The sequence below is a fragment of the Rhizobium sp. AG207R genome, assembly GCF_027109195.1.
GTDB lineage: Bacteria > Pseudomonadota > Alphaproteobacteria > Rhizobiales > Rhizobiaceae > Rhizobium > Rhizobium dioscoreae.
In genome coordinates, this window is sequence record NZ_JAEPVT010000006.1 from 359,768 (window position 1) to 378,736 (window position 18,969).

Here is an 18,969-nt window from a genome sequence, read left to right on the forward strand (position 1 = left end):
TCGACGGATCAAAGTGTTACGACCTGAATGTCACAAACGAGATCACGTTTCCATCCGGATCGCGCACATGAAAATCGGTGCCTCCCCAAGCCTGCTTGGTGAGCGGCTGCGCAAACTCCACGCCTTTCGCCTTGAACTCCTCGAACAATCCCTGGACGTTCGAAACCTCAATCGACGCCAGGATCAGCGCGCCCTCTTTCGCCGCAGCAGCTGCAAAATAGGGTTCATAGACGAGCCGCAAGTGAATCCAGATGCCATCGCGCGACACAGCACCGTAGAATGGCGGCAACCCGTGCAGAAATTCCTCCGCAAAGCCAAGCTTCTCCCTGAAGAAGACTGCGCTGGCAGTAACATCCCGCACGAAAAGGATCGGAATGACACTCTTGAAAATCGGCGGTTCTGCAAATGGGGCCGGCATCTTCGGCGCGTCCGCTGCGACGGACTTCAATTCCGCCCAGCTCCTGTGACCCGCTTCGACCGCAACGATCTCCTGCGCTAGCGTTAGGGGGAACTTCATCGCCAGGATCTCGCGATCCGTCAGCTCCTTGAAACGATCGAGCATTCGGACTCTTCCGCCGATGGAATAGTCACGCTCTTTGTGCCAGCGCATCAGTAGCTTGGCTTGCTTGCGGTAGGTATCGAGGGTTGGCATGGCAGACTCCTGCTGAATGATATCAGCGGGCAGGCCTAGCCCTTTCGGCCCGATGCCGATGTGCCCCACAGGAACGACGCAAAGATTAGGATACAACCTGAAGCAAGTCAAACCGCGTCAAGGCAGGCTATGGCTTGCCGCGAAGCGTTCATCGTCATTATGCAGCCGCAAGGACATTCGCAGCATCCACGGCAGCGACGTCCAAAGGCCGGAGGTCAATCCCGCCTGCCTCAGCCCTGCAGCAGTCCAGGTATTGCATCCCATCAGCGCATTGAAATGTTCCCGTGCCTCGAAGAACGCATCGTTCGGCCCGTAATTGCTGCCGATCAACGGGCTCGGTTGGTCGTTCGTCTGTTCGAAGCTGTCGAAAATGAATTGCTTGAGCCGTTCCAGGCCTTCGGCATCAATTCTGATCGCAGTGATGGCGGGAGCGTCCAGTGGAATATCGCCCGTCAACCCCGTATGAATAACGGAGCGATCCAGCGTGAAGCTTTTAAGGAGTGGACCGGCCTTCAAATCGGCCCAAGTTCGCGTTTCCGTATAAAAGCTTCGGCCGCCCCAGCCGAAGATAAGATACCGCAAATTGGGATTGTCGAGATCGAGCCCGGCCGTTCGCAGGAAGGCGAAACGGTTCAGGAGGTCATCATCGATGGGGATGGCAATGTCCGTATGGATGGGATTGCTGAGCATGAGGATTTGCCGCGAGTGCGCGGTGCGTGCAGTCGGTTCGTCATGCCAGAGCGGCCGCGGTACGACGATGCCAAGGCCGACGAGGAGCATGACGGCAAGAACGGCGAAGAAAACGCCCTTGAATATTCTTGAGATCACCGACTGAACGCCCCTGCCATCATTCAATTCTTTCAGCGGTTTGTTGGCTCTTTCAAGGCATAAAAATAGCCCCATGCACTTTTTCCGAGTGCATGGGGCTATCAAACCTCCGAATTCTAAACGCTCGTCTCAGGCGGCCTTCGTCTTCGCCCGCCGCGCCAGATGCGCCACGACATTCTCGATCATCCGCATGCCGGCATCGCCGCCGAGCGTCATGATCGATTCCGGATGGAACTGCACGGCCGCGATCGGCTCCTTCACATGCTCGATGCCCATGATCGTGCCGTCTTCGCTCTCGGCCGTGATCATGAAGTCGCGCGGCAGGCTCGACGGATCGGCGAAGATCGAGTGGTAGCGGCCAACGGTCACTTCACGGCCAAGACCGGAAAAGACCAGACCGGGCTCCAGCACGCGGATGCGCGAGGGCTTGCCATGCATCGGGATCGCCAGATGGCGCAGCTCGCCGCCATAGGCTTCGGCCAGCGCCTGCAGGCCCAGGCAGACGCCGAAGATCGGCAGGTTGCGCGCCCTCGCCTTCTTGATCGTCGCCTTGCAATCGAAATCCTTTGGATTGCCAGGACCCGGCGACAGTACGACGAGATCCGGGTCGAGCCGGTCGAAGACCTCTTCCGGCACCGGCGTGCGCACGGTCGAAACCGTTGCACCCGTCTGGCGGAAGTAGTTGGCAAGCGTATGGACGAAGCTGTCCTCATGGTCGACGAGCAGGATCTTCACGCCCTTGCCGACGGAAGCAACGTCGCGTTGCTGTTTGCCGGAATTGCCGGTTTTGGCGTCACGGATGGCGGAAAGCATGGCGGAGGCCTTCAGTTCGGTTTCGGCTTCTTCTTCCTCGGGGATCGAGTCGTTGAGCAGCGTCGCGCCTGCCCGCACCTCGGCAATGCCATCCTTGATGCGAACGGTGCGCAGCGTCAGGCCGGTGTTCATGTCGCCATTGAAGCCGACCATGCCGATCGCGCCGCCATACCAGGCCCGCGGGCTCTTTTCATGGCTCTCGATGAAGCGCATGGCCCAGAGCTTCGGCGCGCCGGTGACGGTGACGGCCCAGGCGTGGCTCAGGAAGCCGTCGAAGGCGTCCATATCGTCGCGCAGGCGGCCCTCGATATGGTCGACCGTGTGGATGAGGCGCGAATACATCTCGATCTGCCGGCGGCCGATGACCTTGACCGAACCCGGCTCGCAGACGCGGCTCTTGTCGTTTCGGTCGACGTCGGAGCACATGGTGAGTTCCGACTCGTCCTTCTTGGAATTCAAGAGCTTCAGGATCTGCTCGCTGTCGGCGATCGGATCGTCCCCGCGCTTGATCGTGCCCGAAATCGGGCAGGTCTCAATGCGGCGGCCCGATACGCGCACGAACATTTCAGGCGAAGCGCCGACGAGATATTCCTGATTGCCGAGATTGATGAAGAAGGAATAGGGCGACGGATTGATCGCCTTCAGGCGCTTGGAAATATCTGATGGTTTGCTCTCGCAGCGCTCCATGAACTTCTGGCCGGGCACGACTTCGAAGAGGTCGCCCTTGCGGAAGCTCTCCTTCGCTTTGACCACCAGTTCGGCATATTCGCCAGGGCGATGATCGCTCTTCGGCGGGATCGCATCGGTGTGCCGGAACGGCTCGGGCGCGATCTCGCCGGACTTGCCTTCCGTCGATACCTCGCCCTTGGCGAAATCGTAGCGATCGATCCAGGCCTTGGCGGAATAGTTGTCCACCACAAGGATTTCGTCCGGCAGGTAGAGCACCATGTCGCGCTGGTCGTCCGGGCGCTTGAGCTTCAGATCGATTGCGTCGAACTGGAACGCCAGATCGTAGCCGAAGGCGCCGTAGAAGCCGATGCTGGCATCGGCCTGGGAATAGAATAGATCGGTCACGGCGCGCAGCACGGTGAAGACCGTCGGCATCTTCGAGCGCTCTTCCTCGGTGAAAACACGATCCGGCGTCTTGACCGTGAGATCGAGCCGGCGCGGCGCCGAGGCGCCAAGCACCACCTCGGAAACGGTCTTCAGCTTCTCCGCGATGAAGCCGAGAATGACTTCGCCGCGCTCGTTATAGGCTTCGATCCAGACATCGCGCCCGTTGCAGGACAGGCCGAGCGGCGGATCGACGATGGCGGTATCCCAACGCGTATAGCGGCCCGGATATTCGTAGTTGGAGGAGAAGACGGCGCCGCGGCGCTCATCGAGCTTGTCGATATAGGATGAAACCGCATCCGCATAGGGCGTCGGCCGGCGCTGCCGAGTGACAGTGATACCGCCCTTCGTCTCGTAGATTTCCGCACCATCATCCCGAAGGATCGTTACCATTGTTCCTCACTCCGTTGTCGGGCCCGGATGACAGGCGGCCAATATAACAAAAAAGCCGCCTCGAAATCTCGGGCGGCTCACTCGTCGTCTTTGAACACGATTGGTCGAGGCCGCCTCAGCGTGCCCACCACCAAACTGCAATGTTGTTCAAGGACGTGTTCATGGCGGGAATTGTTAGCGTGAGATGCCGCGATGCGCAAGCGGAAGATGGAAGGAAAGTTTCCGGCAACGAAGAGGCGGCATCTGCTTGCTATCGATTACAACGCCTTAGACACTGGCGCCTTCACCGCCGCCGAGCTTCGGCAAAACCAGATCGCCAACAGTGTAGGTGTGGAATTCACTTGTCGAAACGTCATCGAGCCTGCGGAATTTCTCGACAAAAACTGGATCGGAGAAGAATTCGTCGACATTGCCGGCGCCCTTGATGGCTTCGATATTCACAACCGTCAGGCCGTCCGTGCTCTTGGCAAGATTGCTCCAGAGGAATCCTTCTTTCCGTTCGGCGACATAGTGAACAACATCCTGGATCACGCGGAAGGCTTCTTCCTGCTTGCCGGGATGAACGTGGATGACATTGACGATGAAGGTGGTCGGCTGCGGCTGGGCGGTGAAATGGGCGGAAATCGTATCCATTGCGGTTCCTTTCGAAAAAGCGGCTTCATGTGCCGCACCGGCACTGGATATCGAGAGTGAGATAGCGGATAAATGATCCGGTATTCACATAAGATCGGAATTATATTCCGCAATCGGGAGCCGTGATGGATAGGCTTGGAACGCTTGGGATCTTCGTACAGACGGCGGAAGGCGGCAGCTTCGTTGCGGGCGCGCGCCGGCTCGGTCTTTCGAGCTCCGCCGTCGGCAAGGCAATCGCCCGCCTGGAGCGGGAGATGGGCGTTCGCCTCTTTCACCGCTCGACCCGCAGCATGACGCTGACCGAAGAAGGCAGCTTCTTCCTCGACACCTGCCGGCGCATCATCTCAGAGCTGGATACGGCTCAGGCGGAGCTTTCGAAATCGCATGCGGCTCCTCGCGGCCACCTTCGCGTCAGCCTCCCCCTGGCCGGAATGCTGTTGATGCCGGCGATATCGGCCTTCATGCGCACCTATCCCGATATCACGCTGGATCTGGATTTTACCGATCGGCTGGTCGATGTGATCGAGGAGGGATTCGATGCGGTCATCCGAACCGGCGATGTCAGGGATACGAGGCTGATGAGCCGCAAGCTCGGTACATTCCGCTTTCAAATCGTCGCCGCACCCAACTATCTGAAAGCGGAAGGAATCCCGCTTGCACCTGAAGACCTGCTTCAGCACAAATGCTTGCATCATCGCTATCCCAGCACGGGCAAGCTGGAGCCGTGGCCTCTGGCGCGCAATGGGGAGGAGTTGCGGCTCGCTTTGCCGACGACGACGATCGCCAGCACCATCGAACCGCTCATCCACCTAGCCGAAAACGGCTTCGGCATCACGTGCCTGCCGCCCTTTGCCGTCAGCACGCAAATCGCGGACGGCCAGCTTGTGCCGCTGCTCGAAGACCATATCGCGAAGACAGGCATCTTTCGCGTATTGTGGCCCACGAGCCGCTACCTGTCCCCGAAGATACGTGCCTTTGTGGATTTTATGGCGGCCAATCTGTTTTCGCACCCGTCGGCCGCCTGAGGATTCCGCCCTCCTCACGCCTGCCCTCTCGCCGCCTCGAAGAACTCCTCCGGCCCATCCACTTCGACCAATCGCTTCCGGTCGATCAGCCAGAAGCGATTGCCGATCGATCGCACGAAACTGCGATCGTGCGAGACGAGAAGGCAGCTCGCCTCATTTGCCGTCAGTTCGCCCTCCAGCGCCTCCTGGCCGTCGATATCCAGATGGTTTGTCGGCTCGTCCAGCAGGTAGAAGTTTGGATTGGTCAGCCGCAGCGCCAGCATGGCGAGCCGCGCCTTCTGCCCGCCAGACAGACGGCCGATCTCCTTCCCCTGCATGTCGATACCGATGCCAACACCGACCAGCAGCGTGCGGGCGCGTTGTTCGCCGAGCTCGAACAAGCGCGTGATCATGCCGAGCGGCGTATCCTTTTCACCGAGATGGGAGAGCGCCTGATCACTGTAACCCAACACTAGAGACGGCGTCGGCTTGATTGGGCCGCCGGCAGACGGATCGGCGATCGCCCTACGGATCATCTCGACAAACCGCGTCTTGCCGGCACCATTCTGCCCGAGCAACACGATGCGGTCGCCCTGACAAATCCACTGCTGGCCGGTCTTGAATAACAACGTACCATCAGGCGTCGTCACCGAGGCATCCTCCAGCGTCAGCAGGACCTTGGCGTGGATGCCACGATTGGCGAGCTTGATCGAGCCGGAGGAACGCTCACGGTAGCCCGGTCTCGCGCTGTCCTCCAGCTTCTCGGCCCGCGCCTTCAATTGCTTCGTCTTCACCGTCAGGAGATCGCTGCCGGAATTGACGCCGATATTGTGGAGTTTGGCCGCCTGCTTGCGCAGCTGCTGCGCCGTCTTCATCTCTTTCTGATATCGCCGCTCGTCCGAGGCATCGACCTCGTCCAGCGCCGCACGCGCCCTGCTATACGGCAGCGCATAGGTTTGCGACTGATCCTGGCGCAGGAACAGGGTTCGATTGCAGACGGCATCGAGGAAGGCGCGGTCGTGGCTGGCGATGATGACGGGCACATCGCGCGGCAAGGCATTCAGCCAATCCTCCAGCAGTGCGATCTTGGCGAGATCGAGATGGTTGGTCGGCTCGTCGAGCAGCAGCACGTCGGGTTCCGTCACCCAGACCCGGGCAAGCACGGCAAGCCGCTGCCAGCCGCCGCTGAGCTGCGCCAACGTCCTCTCCCGCATCGCATCAGGTACATCAAGCGAATCGAGAGTGACGTCGACACGCCAGCTCTCGCTCGCGACTTGCTCCTGAGGCAAAGCGCGCATAACGGCATCATAGAAGGAGACGTCCAGCAGGTTCGCCGGCACGTTCTGTTCGACATAGCCGACGCGCAAGCCCCGGGCGCGGGTGATCTCACCTGTGGTCGGCTCCTGCCTGCCCGTGATGCAGTTGAGCAGCGTGGTCTTCCCGCGTCCATTCGCGGCGACGATGCCGACGCGGTCACCGGCATCCACCGTGAAATTGAGATTGGAAAACAGCGGCGCACCCATGGTGACGCCCAGATTGCGGAGATTGATCAGAGTCATGGTCTTTTCCGGTCTCGATCGAGCATCTCAAGACATCGCCGGCGGCTCCTTTTGCCGCGCTACGCCTATGCCGATGGCCAAAGCAGGCCAATGCTCGAAAACATGTCATGACGCGGCCACGTAGGTGCGCGAGCTCGCGTCGCCCAAAGGGCAGACCAGAAGGATTGAGTGAGAAAACAGCCTCTGATCAGCCCTGCAAACGCATCTGCAGGGCACGAGTCGGACCGAACTGGCGAATATGCCAGACTATCTTGGTCATACGGTCCTCCTCTCTTCTTTTCTCGACGGTTAAAGACTGCGTTGTTCGAATAGCATCGAACGCTGCCATTTACAATTGCGCAGATCGCCCGATGCCACGCGGGAGAGCAAAAAAGAGGCGATGCCGAAGCATCGCCCAAGTTTGCTGCATCGATGTAACGGCTTAGAACCGTTGCGTCAGCGTCAGCTTGAAGGTCCGACCGGGTTCGGAATAATAGGAAGCAGGCTGGGTCAGCGTGCCGCTATAGGACGGTGCGTTGAGAGCGTCGTAATAGGTCTTGTTGAAGATGTTGTAGACGCCGCCGCGAATGCTAAGGCCCTTCACCTGCTCCGGTTCCCACCAGGCTGTGAGATCGAAGATACCGTAGGCAGGGGTTTGCAGCGTATCGCCTGTCTTCTTCGCCTCGCGCGCCGCGGTGATGAAAGTCAGGTCCGTTCCCCAGACATCAGCCGCATAGCCGACAGTGAAGGCCGCCTTGGCCGGAGCGACGGAGCCGATCCACTGGCCAGTATCGGAATCCTTGCCGTTGACATAGGCAAGCGAGCCCTTGACGTGGATGCCATTGTCGAACGTCTTGTGCGCGTTGACCTCGATACCGAACATGCGGACATTGGCGCGGTTGAAGTATTCAGTGATCCCGAGCGGATAGGTGCCCGTAGGATCGCGATAATTCAGCGTGTCGATGAAGTTCTTGTACTTGTTATAGAAGGCGCCGATATGGCCGCCGAAATCGTCATCGCCGAGGTTGGTGCCGATTTCGATGCCGTTGCTGGTCTCGGGCTTCAGGTTCGGATTGCCGATGTTGACGTAGCCGCCAGGTACGCCGTAGTTCACATAGAGTTCGCTGACGTTAGGTGCACGGAAGGCCATCGCCCACTGCGCATAAAGTTCGACATTGTCCTGCGGCTGATAGGATGCGCGCAGCTTCGGCGAGAAGCGGCTGTCGGATTGTCCGGGGGGCAGGCCATCATAGTTCGCGCTATCACGATAGGCAGCCGTGTTCTTCGGCGAGTAATCATACCAGTCGAAGCGCAGACCCGGCGTCAGATAGAAATTGCTGGAGCCCAACTCGATCTTGTCGTCGATGAAGGCGCCGACGCGCTTGCCATCGACATCGGGCATGTCGGACTGGTTGGTATGGAGGAATGCACAAGTAGCGCGCCAGCGTGGGTTGCTGCAGCTATCCTTGCCGGCTGAGTACTGGTGAACCTTGTCAAAGGCGACGTCGAGACCGAAGGTGAGCTGGTGATGCAGGTTGCCGGTGTCGAAAGACTTCGACGCGTTGCCGCTGAAGCCGATACTGCGGTCTTCCATTTCGTTAAGACGAGAATAGTCGCCAATAACCGACGTGTATCTGTAACCCGCGGTACCGGTTTCACGCACGAGATTCTGCCAGTAGAAAACGGCATTGGCTGTATCAAGCAGTGAATCGGCATTCTCGGCTTCATATTTGTAATCGAGCGACACGCGATTGCGCTCGACATTGTCTGTACCATTGTAATTGCCGGGCCGGAAGTTTCCGGTCGGGCTCTGCAAGGTCATCAAATCCGTGTCTTTATCCTTGTTGTAGTGCTCGGCGGTAATACCGAGGGAGCCGACGTCGGTATATTGGCGGATCTTGAACAGGCCGCTTTTCTGATTGTAGTCAGCCGGATTCGCTTCTGTACGCTTGGTCGAATAGCCGCCGACATCGCCGTTGTTCTCAAGCTCGTGACCGTGGGTGTAGCCGCCCTGGAAGAGAACGGCGGTATTGTCGATGCGCTTGGCAACAGCGGCCGAACCGCCAATGCTCCGGTCGTCACCATTATAACCGAACTTAAAGATGCCACCCCAGGTGGAGCCTGGCGCAATCAGATCTTCCGGCTCCAGCGTGCGCAGCACGAAAGCTCCGCCGAGAGCACCCGAACCGGCACGGCTGGAATCAGCGCCGCGCACGACATCGACACTGGAAAGCGCGTTGAAATCGAAGCTGTTGATGCCACCGTCCGATTCGCGTGAAGCATCAAGAAGGAAAGGAATTTGGATACCGTCGACGGTGGTCAAAACGCGGTCGTCGCCAAGGCCGCGAATATTGACGCCGCCGGTCGTACGGTTGAAGCCGACGCCGACTTCGGTGCTGCGGCCGAGATCCTCGATACGTGTGATTTGCTGGTCGTCGATGTCCTTGGCCGTCGTCTCGCTCGTGGTCGGAGAGTCGGCAAGCACATCCTTGTTCGCCTTGCCTTTGCCCTTCACGACGATCGGTTTCAGATTGGTGACTCGATCGCCCTTGGCGGCCTCGCCCGTCGCCTCTTCATTTTGAGCGGCTGTTTGCGCAAAAGACGTCGTCGCCAGCCCGAGAGCGAGAAACGCGGTGCATGCCAAGAGGGCCGAGCGTGAGCGCCGGACAACCATAACCATTCCTTTCGAATTGCTTCACCGGGCTGGCTGGTTGCTGCGTCGAAAGCAGGCAAGGGGCTGGCTAGGTTATCTTGTTAACGGGCGGAAATATTCCGCCTTCTTTCTGCCGCATAAAAAACATGAGTATTATTGTCAATATATTCGGCGCACTTAATCATGAATAAAATTGTCACCTTTTAAGACAAGAGGCGAACGTTGCTGAATTGCAACGAAATGACAGCCTCATGCGTTCTATCGGCATCATCATTAGAATTGGCTGAATTACTTGATGCTGTTTAGAATTGTTTCATTAGTCTCCGCCGCCGTCCTTTTCATGGCCGCCTCTCTCCCGCAGACCGGCCCGATACCCGAGCAAAAACCGGATCAGGAACAAGTTCAGCCGGATGGCAAAGCGCCGATCCCGGCAGAAAAACCCTCGGCATCACCGGACGGCCCTGTCGTTCCGGCGGAAAAGCCGACGGCTCAACCGGAAGAAAAGCCGGCGCCACGGCCGGAGGAACAGACAAACGGCCAACAGATGCAAGGCCCTCCCCGTCCGCCCCTGACCATCGCTTCCGAACCGGATGATCAGCACCAGGCCTGCCTAAAGGCGCTGACCGCCATCGGAGCGACTTTCAAAGAGATCGCCCGCATCGACGATGGCAATGGCTGCGGCATCGACAAGCCGATCGCGCTTAGCTCTCCGCTGCCGGGCATAGAATTCAAGCCCGAAGGGAAAATGCGCTGCGAAGCCGCTCTCGCTTTGGCTCAATGGATGAAGGAAAGCGTCATTCCATCAGCGACGGCATTGGACAATGGCAAGATCGTCACGATCAATCAGGCATCGACCTATGTCTGCCGGCTGCGCAACAATGCTTCCACCGGCAAGATCTCCGAGCATGCCCGCGGCAACGCCATAGATGTCGCGAGTTTTACCTTCGAAAACGGCAAGACCATCGCAATCGAGCCACGCCGCGAAGATCCGACGCTGACAGGCGCATTCCAGCGTGCGGCCAGTGCGTCTGCCTGCCTCTATTTCACGACGGTTCTAGACCCGGAAAGCGACGCTGCCCACGAGACCCATTTTCATCTCGACGTCATCGAAAGGAATGGCGGCTTTCGTTACTGCCACTAGAAACGCGTCGTGGGCTTGGTCCCACGATGATCTTTGAATCTCTTCATATCCCGAGGCCTACATTCGAGAACCATAGGTCTCTATAGATCGCCACCGCCGTTTCGTCCGGCGCTCGCTCCTGAGTGAGCCAAACCGACCGAATGGAGCGAGCCTCGCCGCCATTCGGAATTTTCGCGGATTGCATGGGATCGGATGCCCCGATGCAGGGGATGAAATAGGCGGGCATCAAAGCACGAGCGCTGAATCCGGTATCCTCGCGGGTAATTATGACGGCAAGCCCGACCCTCTCATTCGCCTGCCAGGGCACGATGAGCCGGCCTCCGGGTCGCAACGCCTGCAGCCATGACTTCGGCGGCGCCACCACGCCGGCACTCACATAGATCAGATCGGCATCCGGAAGCTCGAACGAAGTCGCATCGGCACAGATGACGGAAACGTCTTTATAGGAGGCGAGGTTGTCTCGCGTGCGGCCGGCCAATACCTCATCGATCTCGATGGCATGGACATGCCCACCCGGTGTCACCAGCGTTGAGAGAATGGCGGTGTAGTATCCCGTCCCCGTGCCGATCTGAACGACGGTTTCGCCGGGCTTGGGCGCGACGGCACCCAGGAAAGCGGCATGGAGAAACGGCTCGCCATTGTTGATGCCCTTCGATCTGTCCAGGGAGACCAGAACATTCTGATAGAGAAAGGCAGGATCGCTGCTCGGCGTTTCGAGATAGCGTCCCTTGACCACGATCTGCCAAGGCCCCGGTCCCATGAAGGCTTCGCGCGGCACCTGGCGGAAGGCCCGCTCTAGCCTTTCATCCACCGAGTTGCTGGCGGCAGCCATCATTTTCGCATGGAAGGCGCGTATATCGTCCAAGCTGGCACGGCTGTCTGCAGTCACGATCTGCCTCCACTCTTCCATCCGATGATGTCGGTGTCCGTTGTCGATCCTGTTGCCGATGGCGTCAAGCGAACGGGCGGTTTTTCTCCCTTGAACCGCATCGCACTCTGCTGCAGGTGGAGCCGAATCGGCAGAGGTTCTGAGTTCAAACGGCCTCGGTTGAATCGGATTCTGAACTTAAAATAGTCCTTCGATGTAGCCCTGATCATTAAGGAAAATCCTCTCGGCTGCCGGCGATTTCGGCAGGCCGGGCATGGTCATGATCTCGCCGGTGATGACGACGACGAAGCCGGCCCCGGCTGAAAGGCGTACCTCGCGAACGGGTACGATATGGCCTTCGGGTGCTCCCCGAACATTTGGATCGGTCGAGAAGGAATATTGCGTCTTCGCCATGCAGACCGGCAGATGCCCGTAACCCTGATCCTCCCAGGACCTGAGCTGATCTCGCACGGCCTTGTCAGCCGTCACCTCGCCGGCATGGTAGATCTTGGAGGCCACGATCTCGATCTTCTCCAGCAAGGGAAGATTATCGGGATAGAGCGGCTGGAATTTCGCCTGGCCGGATTCGGCAAGCTCGACCACTTTGTGCGCGAGATCGGTTATGCCCGCCGAGCCCTCGGCCCAGTGCCGGCAAAGGATGGCCTCGGCGCCGAGACGGGCGACATAATTCTTCAGCGCCTCGATTTCGGCTTCCGTGTCCGAAACGAAATGATTGATTGCGACGACGACAGGCACGCCGAACTTGCGGACATTGGCGACATGCCGGCCGAGATTGGCGCAGCCCTTCACCAAAGCCTCGACATTCTCCCTGCCGAGATCGTCCTTCTTGACGCCGCCATTCATCTTCAAGGCCCGCACGGTCGCGACGATGACGGCGGCATCCGGCGAGAGCCCGGACTTGCGGCATTTGATATCGAAGAATTTCTCCGCACCCAGATCGGCGCCGAAGCCGGCTTCCGTCACGACGTAATCGGCAAGCTTCAGTGCCGTGCGCGTCGCAATCACCGAGTTGCAGCCATGGGCGATATTGGCGAAGGGACCGCCATGCACCAGTGCCGGATTGTTCTCCAACGTCTGCACAAGGTTCGGCTGCATGGCGTCCTTCAGGAGCACGGCCATGGCGCCGTCGGCCTTCAGGTCGCGGGCATAAACGGGCGTACGGTCGCGGCGATAGCCGATGATGATGTTGCCGAGCCGCTTTTCCAGATCCTTGAGATCGGATGCCAGACAAAGGATGGCCATCACCTCGGAGGCGACGGTGATATCGAAGCCACCTTCGCGCGGAAAGCCGTTCGCAACGCCGCCGAGCGAGGAGACGATATCGCGCAATGCGCGGTCGTTCATATCCATTGCGCGGCGCCAGGTGATGCGCCTGATATCGATATTCTGCTCGTTGCCCCAATAGATATGGTTGTCGATCAGCGCGGCAAGCAGATTATGGGCAGAGGTGATCGCATGGAAATCGCCGGTGAAATGGAGGTTGATATCTTCCATCGGGATAACCTGCGCATAGCCGCCGCCGGCCGCCCCGCCCTTCACGCCGAAGCATGGGCCGAGCGACGCCTCGCGTACGCAGACCACGGCCTTCTTACCGATGCGGTTCAGGCCGTCGCCAAGGCCAACCGTCGTGGTGGTCTTGCCCTCACCCGCAGGCGTCGGGTTGATCGCCGTGACGAGGATCAGTTTGCCGTCCTTCTTGCCAGCCTGTGCTGCAATGAACGCTGCACCGATCTTTGCCTTGTCGTAACCGTAAGGTGCGAGATCTTCCGCCGGAATACCGAGCTTGGCACCGATCTCCATAATCGGCAGCTTCTTCGCCGCGCGCGCAATCTCGATATCGGATGCCACTGTCGTCGCCATAAGTCTCGCCCCCAAACATACGGTCATTTCCCTGTCGGGATAAACCAATATGTTTCGGGTGTGAATAGTTGGCGAAGCCCCTCCCTATCGAAACGCGCCGCCTTGTCTCACGATGCCGGCATGCCTATTTTCGGCGTCCAATCAAACCGCGGAAGAAGGAAAAGATATGAAGTCCCTGGAATTGCTGGTCGAGCGCATCATTCTCTCCAGTCGCTGGCTTCTGGTGATCTTCTATCTCGGTCTTGCCGCCTCACTCGCCGTCTACGCCGTTTCGTTCGCTTACAAGTTCTACAAGGTCGCGATCAACGTGCTGGTCTATGAAGAGGCCGATATGATCCTTGCGATCCTCGGCCTAATCGATGCCGCCCTGGTGGCGAGCCTGATCGTCATGGTGATGATTTCCGGCTACGAGAATTTCGTCAGCCGCTTCGACGAGGCCGAGGGTGAGGTTTCCTTCCTCGGCAAGCTCGATTCAGGCAGCCTCAAGATCAAGGTCGCATCCTCGATCGTCGCCATTTCCTCGATCCACCTGCTGCAGATCTTCCTGAACGCCACTCAATACGACAACGCCAAGCTGATGTGGTTCACCATCATCCATCTGGCCTTCGTCGTGTCCGCGCTATTGCTGGGCTTCCTGGAAAAAATCATGGCGAAAGCCAAAGCCAAGGATAGCTAAGGCCGGGAGTGACTACTTGCCGGCCATTGCCGATGCGCTGGTCATCGGCGCAGGGGCTGCCGACGGTGCCGGCGCGGCACAATCGGAAATCGATTGATTGTCCCTACAGTTGCGCGCCGAGACCAGCGCATCGGCATCGGCGAGCTCCGTCGTCAGCCTCAGCCTCAACGCGTCCATCTGCGAAATCAGATGAATGCCGTTCGGGTCGGTTCCAAGCATCAGATCGACAAGTCCCCGGTCCACGCCCATCTTGTCGAGGAAGCTGACCAGCCTCGCCCTCTGCGCCTTGTCGAGCTTGGTCGTATCGTACTTGCCGACGAATTTACGGCCGATCTCTCTCTTGGAGATGACCTTGCGCTTGCCATCCACCATCTCATATTCGGTGCGGTACTGGACACGCACCTCGCTGTAGGTCGTTGTGATCTGATGAACGCCCAGCAGCGCGAAGGGGCTGGAAACGCGCTGGACACCGCCTGCAAAAAACAGCGGGCAGGCCGAAAAGCAGATTGCGCCATCCGAGAATGGCTGTCCTGTTATCGAGCCGTCCTTGGCAAAAGCTGCCGAGCAGATCGGCTCGGCATAGGGGCATGCCCGCGAGCGAGTACGCCCGACTGCGATCGAAAGCTTCTGCTTCCGAATGATACGAGCCATCTCCATGGCTGCTTTGACATCGCCGCCTGGCGAACTGACGATTATGGGCAACTTGCGATCGCCGACCTGTTTCAGGATTTTCTGCAGCTTCCGCGGCGTATCTGCCATGATCTGCCCTTCGGCGGAGATCCAGTCCGGACATGTATTATCGGCACGGCACTGGCCCATCTCGCCGTGAACGAGCAAGAACCGCATCGGCGTGCCGCCGGCAACGCCAGCCGCTTCGGCAAGCACAGGCGAAACAAGCAGAAGCGAAACGCCGGTGACGAACCACAACAGCGTTTGACAGCAGCGCGCCGCAAGCTGCGGGAAGAAGCGAAAATCCATGAGTCATACGCCTGCAAGCGATTACCTTGGCAAGACCGATAGCAACCGCTTTGGGCCTTCGCAAGGCGCGCCGATGCGGCAACGCATCATTTGATGAAACTCCCGGCCGCTTGCACCCATGCAAGAGCTGGCGACGAGAAAATTGAGCACCGGCGGACCTCAGGAACGAGAGATGGAACCGAACTGATGCTGTGACAAACGGTTAATCCTAACATGAAGCATGGGACAGTTTTGGATCAAGCCGCGGCTCTTTGCCAGCTCGGGATCTCCCCTGTCCAAACGCACATTCGGGCCTCATTTTGACCGGGCAAATGCGCTTCGTCGGGTTGCTCCCTAGCTGTCGAGGTCGACGCAAATTGTATGGCTTCGTCGAAATTAGGCTAACGGAAACGCTATTTTTACGCTTAATGACCATTTTGGGCGAAGATTTGCGTAGTTTTGCATGACTGAATATTAAAATATATGAAAATGAAATTATTTCTGGTCCTGTGGTATTTTTGCGTCTAGCATTCACTCCTAAATCCGGTATTTGATAACGATAACACGCTGTGGGCGCTTCAACTCATATGTCCTATATCATTACTGCCGAGAGACAATTGCTGCTTTCTGCCGAGTTGGTTGCTGCTCGGACACAAGCGGCCTTTGCACTGGCCTTGGAACGGACCGGGTTAGCTTTTGGCTTCAGCCATATGGCTCTCATGAACGCCCCGGTTCCCGACGACACGATGATGACGCCGTTGCTCATCGAAGGCACGATGCCGGCTCAATTCGTACGTGAATTCGATCGCCATCAGCTCGTTCGCCGTTGTCCAATGCTGTTGCGCACGCGCGATTCGGTCATGCCGCGCTCCTGGCATCTGCTGGAAAAGGACGCCGAACCCGACGCGGATTTGCCGCGCGAACTTCGCGCGCTCCTGATCAACTACAATTGCCCGATGAGCGTCATCATTCCGGTCAACGCCCCGGATGGTCAACGCCTTGTCTTCTGGTTCATGGGCAATCGCAACAGTCTCGGCCAGAGCGAGATCAACGAACTCACCCTGATCATGCTGCAGGCGCTCGATGCTTATAATTGCCTCAAGCGCAACGACAGTGCCGCGCCGCACTCGCTTTCGGCACGTGAGCTGGAAGTGGTTCGCTGGACGGCTCAGGGGAAGACCTCGGTGGAGATCGGCCAGATCCTCACCCTCTCCGACCATACGGTCAACGCCTATATGATGAATGCGATCAAGAAGCTCGATTGCGTCAACCGCACACAGCTTGTCGCAAAAGCCATCCGCCTGAAGCTGATCAGCTAGGCGAGTCCTCACTCAAGCACCTCCGTACGGAGCCCGACGACCGGGCCAAGCGTATGCGCGCCTGCCGCGCCGGAACGGACGGCAATCCACTTCTTCTTTAGCGACCGCCCAGAACCGTACGGATTTCAACGAGACTCGAACGCACCCGCAGAATATGGAAGCCCATGGTCGCGAGATGGCTCGGCATGAAGGAGCTATCTTCGGGTCCATTGGAAATGATGAAGGGCTGAATGCGCAAAGCAGTCTGCAATTGCGTCGTGACGTCGGCCCAAAGCGCGCTGACATTACGCTCGGCGATCACCTGCTGGAAATCCGAACGAGCCGCCATCAGGATACCGTAGCTTGCGTAGAGCTGCCCGTAAGCAAACCAGAAACGATCGTCAGCCCGCGTATCCAGCCAGCCGTAGCTGTGATCCCCTGCTCTCTTGGCCAATATATCCGCCGTGCTGCCGAGATCGTTGGCAATGTGGTCGACGAACTGCAGAAGATTGTCTGCGCGCCCGTCGAAAATTGCCTTGCAGTTGCCGAGGTCGCTATTGAAGCTGCGCAGATTGCTCATCGCGGCGCGATAATAGCTTGGGCTCGGCGTCTTCGGCCCGAAGGGATGCAGGCCGAAATACCAGCTCGACTCATCGAACTGCAGGTTGCCGCGCGCCTTCTGCAGATCGCTGTTGATGCCGGAGGTTCCGCGCACGCGGCCGAGTGTGTCGACCAGCTCCGCCGAGGTACGGCGAACGACAGAATTGATGCCCCGCTGGAAGGAAGCCTTGTTGTCGAGGAAGGGCGTGTCATCCCACGAAATGCCGAAGAAGCCGAGCTTGTAGAGCAGCATCGAGGAAATCCAGGCATTCTGGTTGACGTTGAAATCGATCAGATCGGTGGCAACGTCGACGACAGCCGAGGTTTGGCAGGCCTTGGCCGCCGTTGCCGCGGCCTGCTGGCTGTCTGTTGCAGGCAGTTCTTGCCCGGCCGAATATTTGCGCTCGGAAAATTTATAGACATCCGGATAGGCCGGATTGAACCCTGTCCAGACCTGCGTCTGCCAAACGAAATAGATATAGAGCAGCGCCATCAGCGTCACGAAGGCGGCGACCGGCAGCTTGATCAGCCAGTTGCGCTGCCGATACCAGCCATGCGCTGCAAGAAATGGCCAGCTAAGCCCGACAAAAACCAATCCTAGCCAGCGTGCGATAGCGGCCCAAATCCGCTTGAAGAACGCCGTGATCGAGTCAAGCATGGACACGCCTCCTAAACCGTACCGCGCATCCCGCCGACCCGCAAAGGACGCACCACACCAAACCTGCGCAATGGACGTCGCGAAAATCCCCGCGGCCCTCGGATCATTAAGTCCTTATCGCCATTCACGTTCCAGCAAATATGTGTTCTTGGGAAAAACAACAACCGTCCGCTTGGAATTTTCCATGACGGACGACAATCAACCCTCCGGTTGCACCTCTTCCGCCGCTCCGCTCGGGTCAGTGGATGCGGGGAGCAGATGCGGCTCCAGCCGTCTTTTGAAGACGGCATCGACATGAGCCTTGCGCACGGCGAGGTCATGCCCCGCCAGCACATTCGCCTCGAACGCCTGGATCAGGCTCTCAACCGCTGCCGTTCGCGAAACCGTGGTCGATGCCGGCGCCGCTTCTGCCGCCAATGCCTTGAGCAAGGCAATCCGTTGCTCGATATCGATGGTCAGCTTAGCGGCCATAGCGCCGATGGCGGCGATCTGCCTATTCAGAGCAGCCGCCAGCCCTTCATAAATGTCTATAAGACGCTGTCGCACGGTCCGGCGGGATTGAAGCTCCTGTTCTTGCCGCCGAATATCATCCTGCTCCAGCAAGAGAGCACGATAGTCCCCTTCGAGTTCGGACTGCAGATCGGCATGGCGCGAGGATGGGCGGTTGCGTCGCTGATACATGAGCTTTTCTACCAAGGCATTGGCCCTGCGTTGCATCTCCTCTATATCGAAATCGAGCTTCCGCCGGCGTTCGATCACGCCTTCCAGCTGTAGTTCGCAGTCATGAAAACATCGGGAGAATACGGGTCTTGCCTGCTTGAAAAGGAGGTCGAGTTCGGCCGATACGTTAAGGATCGTATCGAGATCGGCGATGATAGCCTCCGGCTTCATCGGTCCACGCGCCAGCGTCCGGCTGAGCAGGCTTGCATTTTCAAGACCAACCTTCTCGTTGAACAATCTGCGATGCTGCAAGTCCGCCTCCTCGGTCGCATGATCCAGCTCTTTGACCAGCGACAGGGCGGTTGATTTCCACCGATCGAGCAGTTCGACCGCCTCGCGGACAGACGCTTCTTCGACAGGAAAATTGACGACCTCGACGCGCTCGCCCTCCCTGGCGTGGCCGGCAAGCGTCGCCACGGCCGAATTCGCGTCGTTCATGGCGTCATCGAGCGTCGCTTGCGCCTTATCGAGCATGCCATCGAAGGAATGAGGCCTGACCATGAAAGCATTCCCTCCCCTACCTCTAGCGCGAGACTAGCCGCT

General features: G+C 58.5%; 15 protein-coding genes. 4 read left to right on the plus strand and 11 right to left on the minus strand.

The window, feature by feature from the left end; all coding sequences use genetic code 11:
* Positions 1 to 16: 16 nt before the first annotated feature.
* The 4 genes from JJQ51_RS16885 to JJQ51_RS16900 all read right to left on the minus strand — a co-directional run bounded on the left by JJQ51_RS16885 (position 17) and on the right by JJQ51_RS16900 (position 4,432).
* Entirely contained in the window at positions 17 to 652 is a 636-nt protein-coding gene (locus tag JJQ51_RS16885; RefSeq protein WP_152092616.1) for a glyoxalase superfamily protein, read from the minus strand.
* Between the two features lie 117 nt (positions 653 to 769).
* On the minus strand, positions 770 to 1,480 hold the full coding sequence (locus JJQ51_RS16890) for a TIGR02117 family protein (protein WP_308936587.1): 711 nt from the start codon (positions 1,478 to 1,480) through the stop codon (positions 770 to 772).
* A 129-nt stretch (positions 1,481 to 1,609) separates the two neighbouring features.
* Positions 1,610 to 3,799: an anthranilate synthase gene (locus JJQ51_RS16895; protein WP_152092615.1), complete on the minus strand. Its 2,190-nt coding sequence runs from the start codon at positions 3,797 to 3,799 to the stop codon at positions 1,610 to 1,612.
* Positions 3,800 to 4,066: 267 nt separating this feature from the next.
* Positions 4,067 to 4,432: an antibiotic biosynthesis monooxygenase gene (locus JJQ51_RS16900; protein ID WP_113351826.1), complete on the minus strand. Its 366-nt coding sequence runs from the start codon at positions 4,430 to 4,432 to the stop codon at positions 4,067 to 4,069.
* 125 nt (positions 4,433 to 4,557) lie between these two features.
* Between JJQ51_RS16900 and JJQ51_RS16905 the strand changes: the two genes are divergently transcribed.
* Positions 4,558 to 5,457, plus strand: a complete 900-nt coding sequence (locus JJQ51_RS16905; RefSeq protein WP_152092614.1) for a LysR family transcriptional regulator — start codon at positions 4,558 to 4,560, stop codon at positions 5,455 to 5,457.
* Between the two features lie 14 nt (positions 5,458 to 5,471).
* Here the strand turns inward: JJQ51_RS16905 and JJQ51_RS16910 are convergent, their stop codons facing one another.
* Both JJQ51_RS16910 and JJQ51_RS16915 read right to left on the minus strand, forming a co-directional pair.
* A complete protein-coding gene (locus tag JJQ51_RS16910; protein ID WP_152092613.1) occupies positions 5,472 to 6,995 on the minus strand; it encodes an ABC-F family ATP-binding cassette domain-containing protein in 1,524 nt (507 codons plus the stop codon).
* Positions 6,996 to 7,416: 421 nt separating this feature from the next.
* Positions 7,417 to 9,648 (minus strand): TonB-dependent hemoglobin/transferrin/lactoferrin family receptor, encoded by a 2,232-nt coding sequence (locus JJQ51_RS16915; protein ID WP_152092612.1) that lies wholly within the window; start codon positions 9,646 to 9,648, stop codon positions 7,417 to 7,419.
* Between the two features lie 319 nt (positions 9,649 to 9,967).
* On the opposite strand from JJQ51_RS16915, the gene JJQ51_RS16920 reads away from it, so the two are divergent.
* The gene (locus JJQ51_RS16920) at positions 9,968 to 10,768 is read left to right on the plus strand and encodes an extensin-like domain-containing protein (RefSeq protein WP_152092611.1); all 801 of its coding nucleotides are present in this window, start codon (positions 9,968 to 9,970) and stop codon (positions 10,766 to 10,768) included.
* Positions 10,769 to 10,811: 43 nt separating this feature from the next.
* On the opposite strand, the gene JJQ51_RS16925 is transcribed toward JJQ51_RS16920, so the two are convergent.
* Both JJQ51_RS16925 and JJQ51_RS16930 read right to left on the minus strand, forming a co-directional pair.
* On the minus strand, positions 10,812 to 11,657 hold the full coding sequence (locus JJQ51_RS16925; protein WP_113395540.1) for a protein-L-isoaspartate O-methyltransferase family protein: 846 nt from the start codon (positions 11,655 to 11,657) through the stop codon (positions 10,812 to 10,814).
* A 177-nt stretch (positions 11,658 to 11,834) separates the two neighbouring features.
* Positions 11,835 to 13,517, minus strand: a complete 1,683-nt coding sequence (locus JJQ51_RS16930; protein ID WP_113332202.1) for a formate--tetrahydrofolate ligase — start codon at positions 13,515 to 13,517, stop codon at positions 11,835 to 11,837.
* 166 nt (positions 13,518 to 13,683) lie between these two features.
* Between JJQ51_RS16930 and JJQ51_RS16935 the strand changes: the two genes are divergently transcribed.
* Entirely contained in the window at positions 13,684 to 14,193 is a 510-nt protein-coding gene (locus JJQ51_RS16935) for a TIGR00645 family protein (protein ID WP_113332201.1), read from the plus strand.
* A 12-nt stretch (positions 14,194 to 14,205) separates the two neighbouring features.
* Here the strand turns inward: JJQ51_RS16935 and JJQ51_RS16940 are convergent, their stop codons facing one another.
* Entirely contained in the window at positions 14,206 to 15,171 is a 966-nt protein-coding gene (locus JJQ51_RS16940) for a hypothetical protein (RefSeq protein WP_152092610.1), read from the minus strand.
* Between the two features lie 566 nt (positions 15,172 to 15,737).
* On the opposite strand from JJQ51_RS16940, the gene JJQ51_RS16945 reads away from it, so the two are divergent.
* Entirely contained in the window at positions 15,738 to 16,469 is a 732-nt protein-coding gene (locus JJQ51_RS16945) for a helix-turn-helix transcriptional regulator (RefSeq protein WP_269244969.1), read from the plus strand.
* Positions 16,470 to 16,566: 97 nt separating this feature from the next.
* Here the strand turns inward: JJQ51_RS16945 and JJQ51_RS16950 are convergent, their stop codons facing one another.
* The gene (locus JJQ51_RS16950) at positions 16,567 to 17,706 is read right to left on the minus strand and encodes a DUF2333 family protein (protein ID WP_152092608.1); all 1,140 of its coding nucleotides are present in this window, start codon (positions 17,704 to 17,706) and stop codon (positions 16,567 to 16,569) included.
* Positions 17,707 to 17,904: 198 nt separating this feature from the next.
* Positions 17,905 to 18,927, minus strand: a complete 1,023-nt coding sequence (locus tag JJQ51_RS16955; RefSeq protein WP_113395394.1) for a hypothetical protein — start codon at positions 18,925 to 18,927, stop codon at positions 17,905 to 17,907.
* Positions 18,928 to 18,969: the final 42 nt, after the last annotated feature.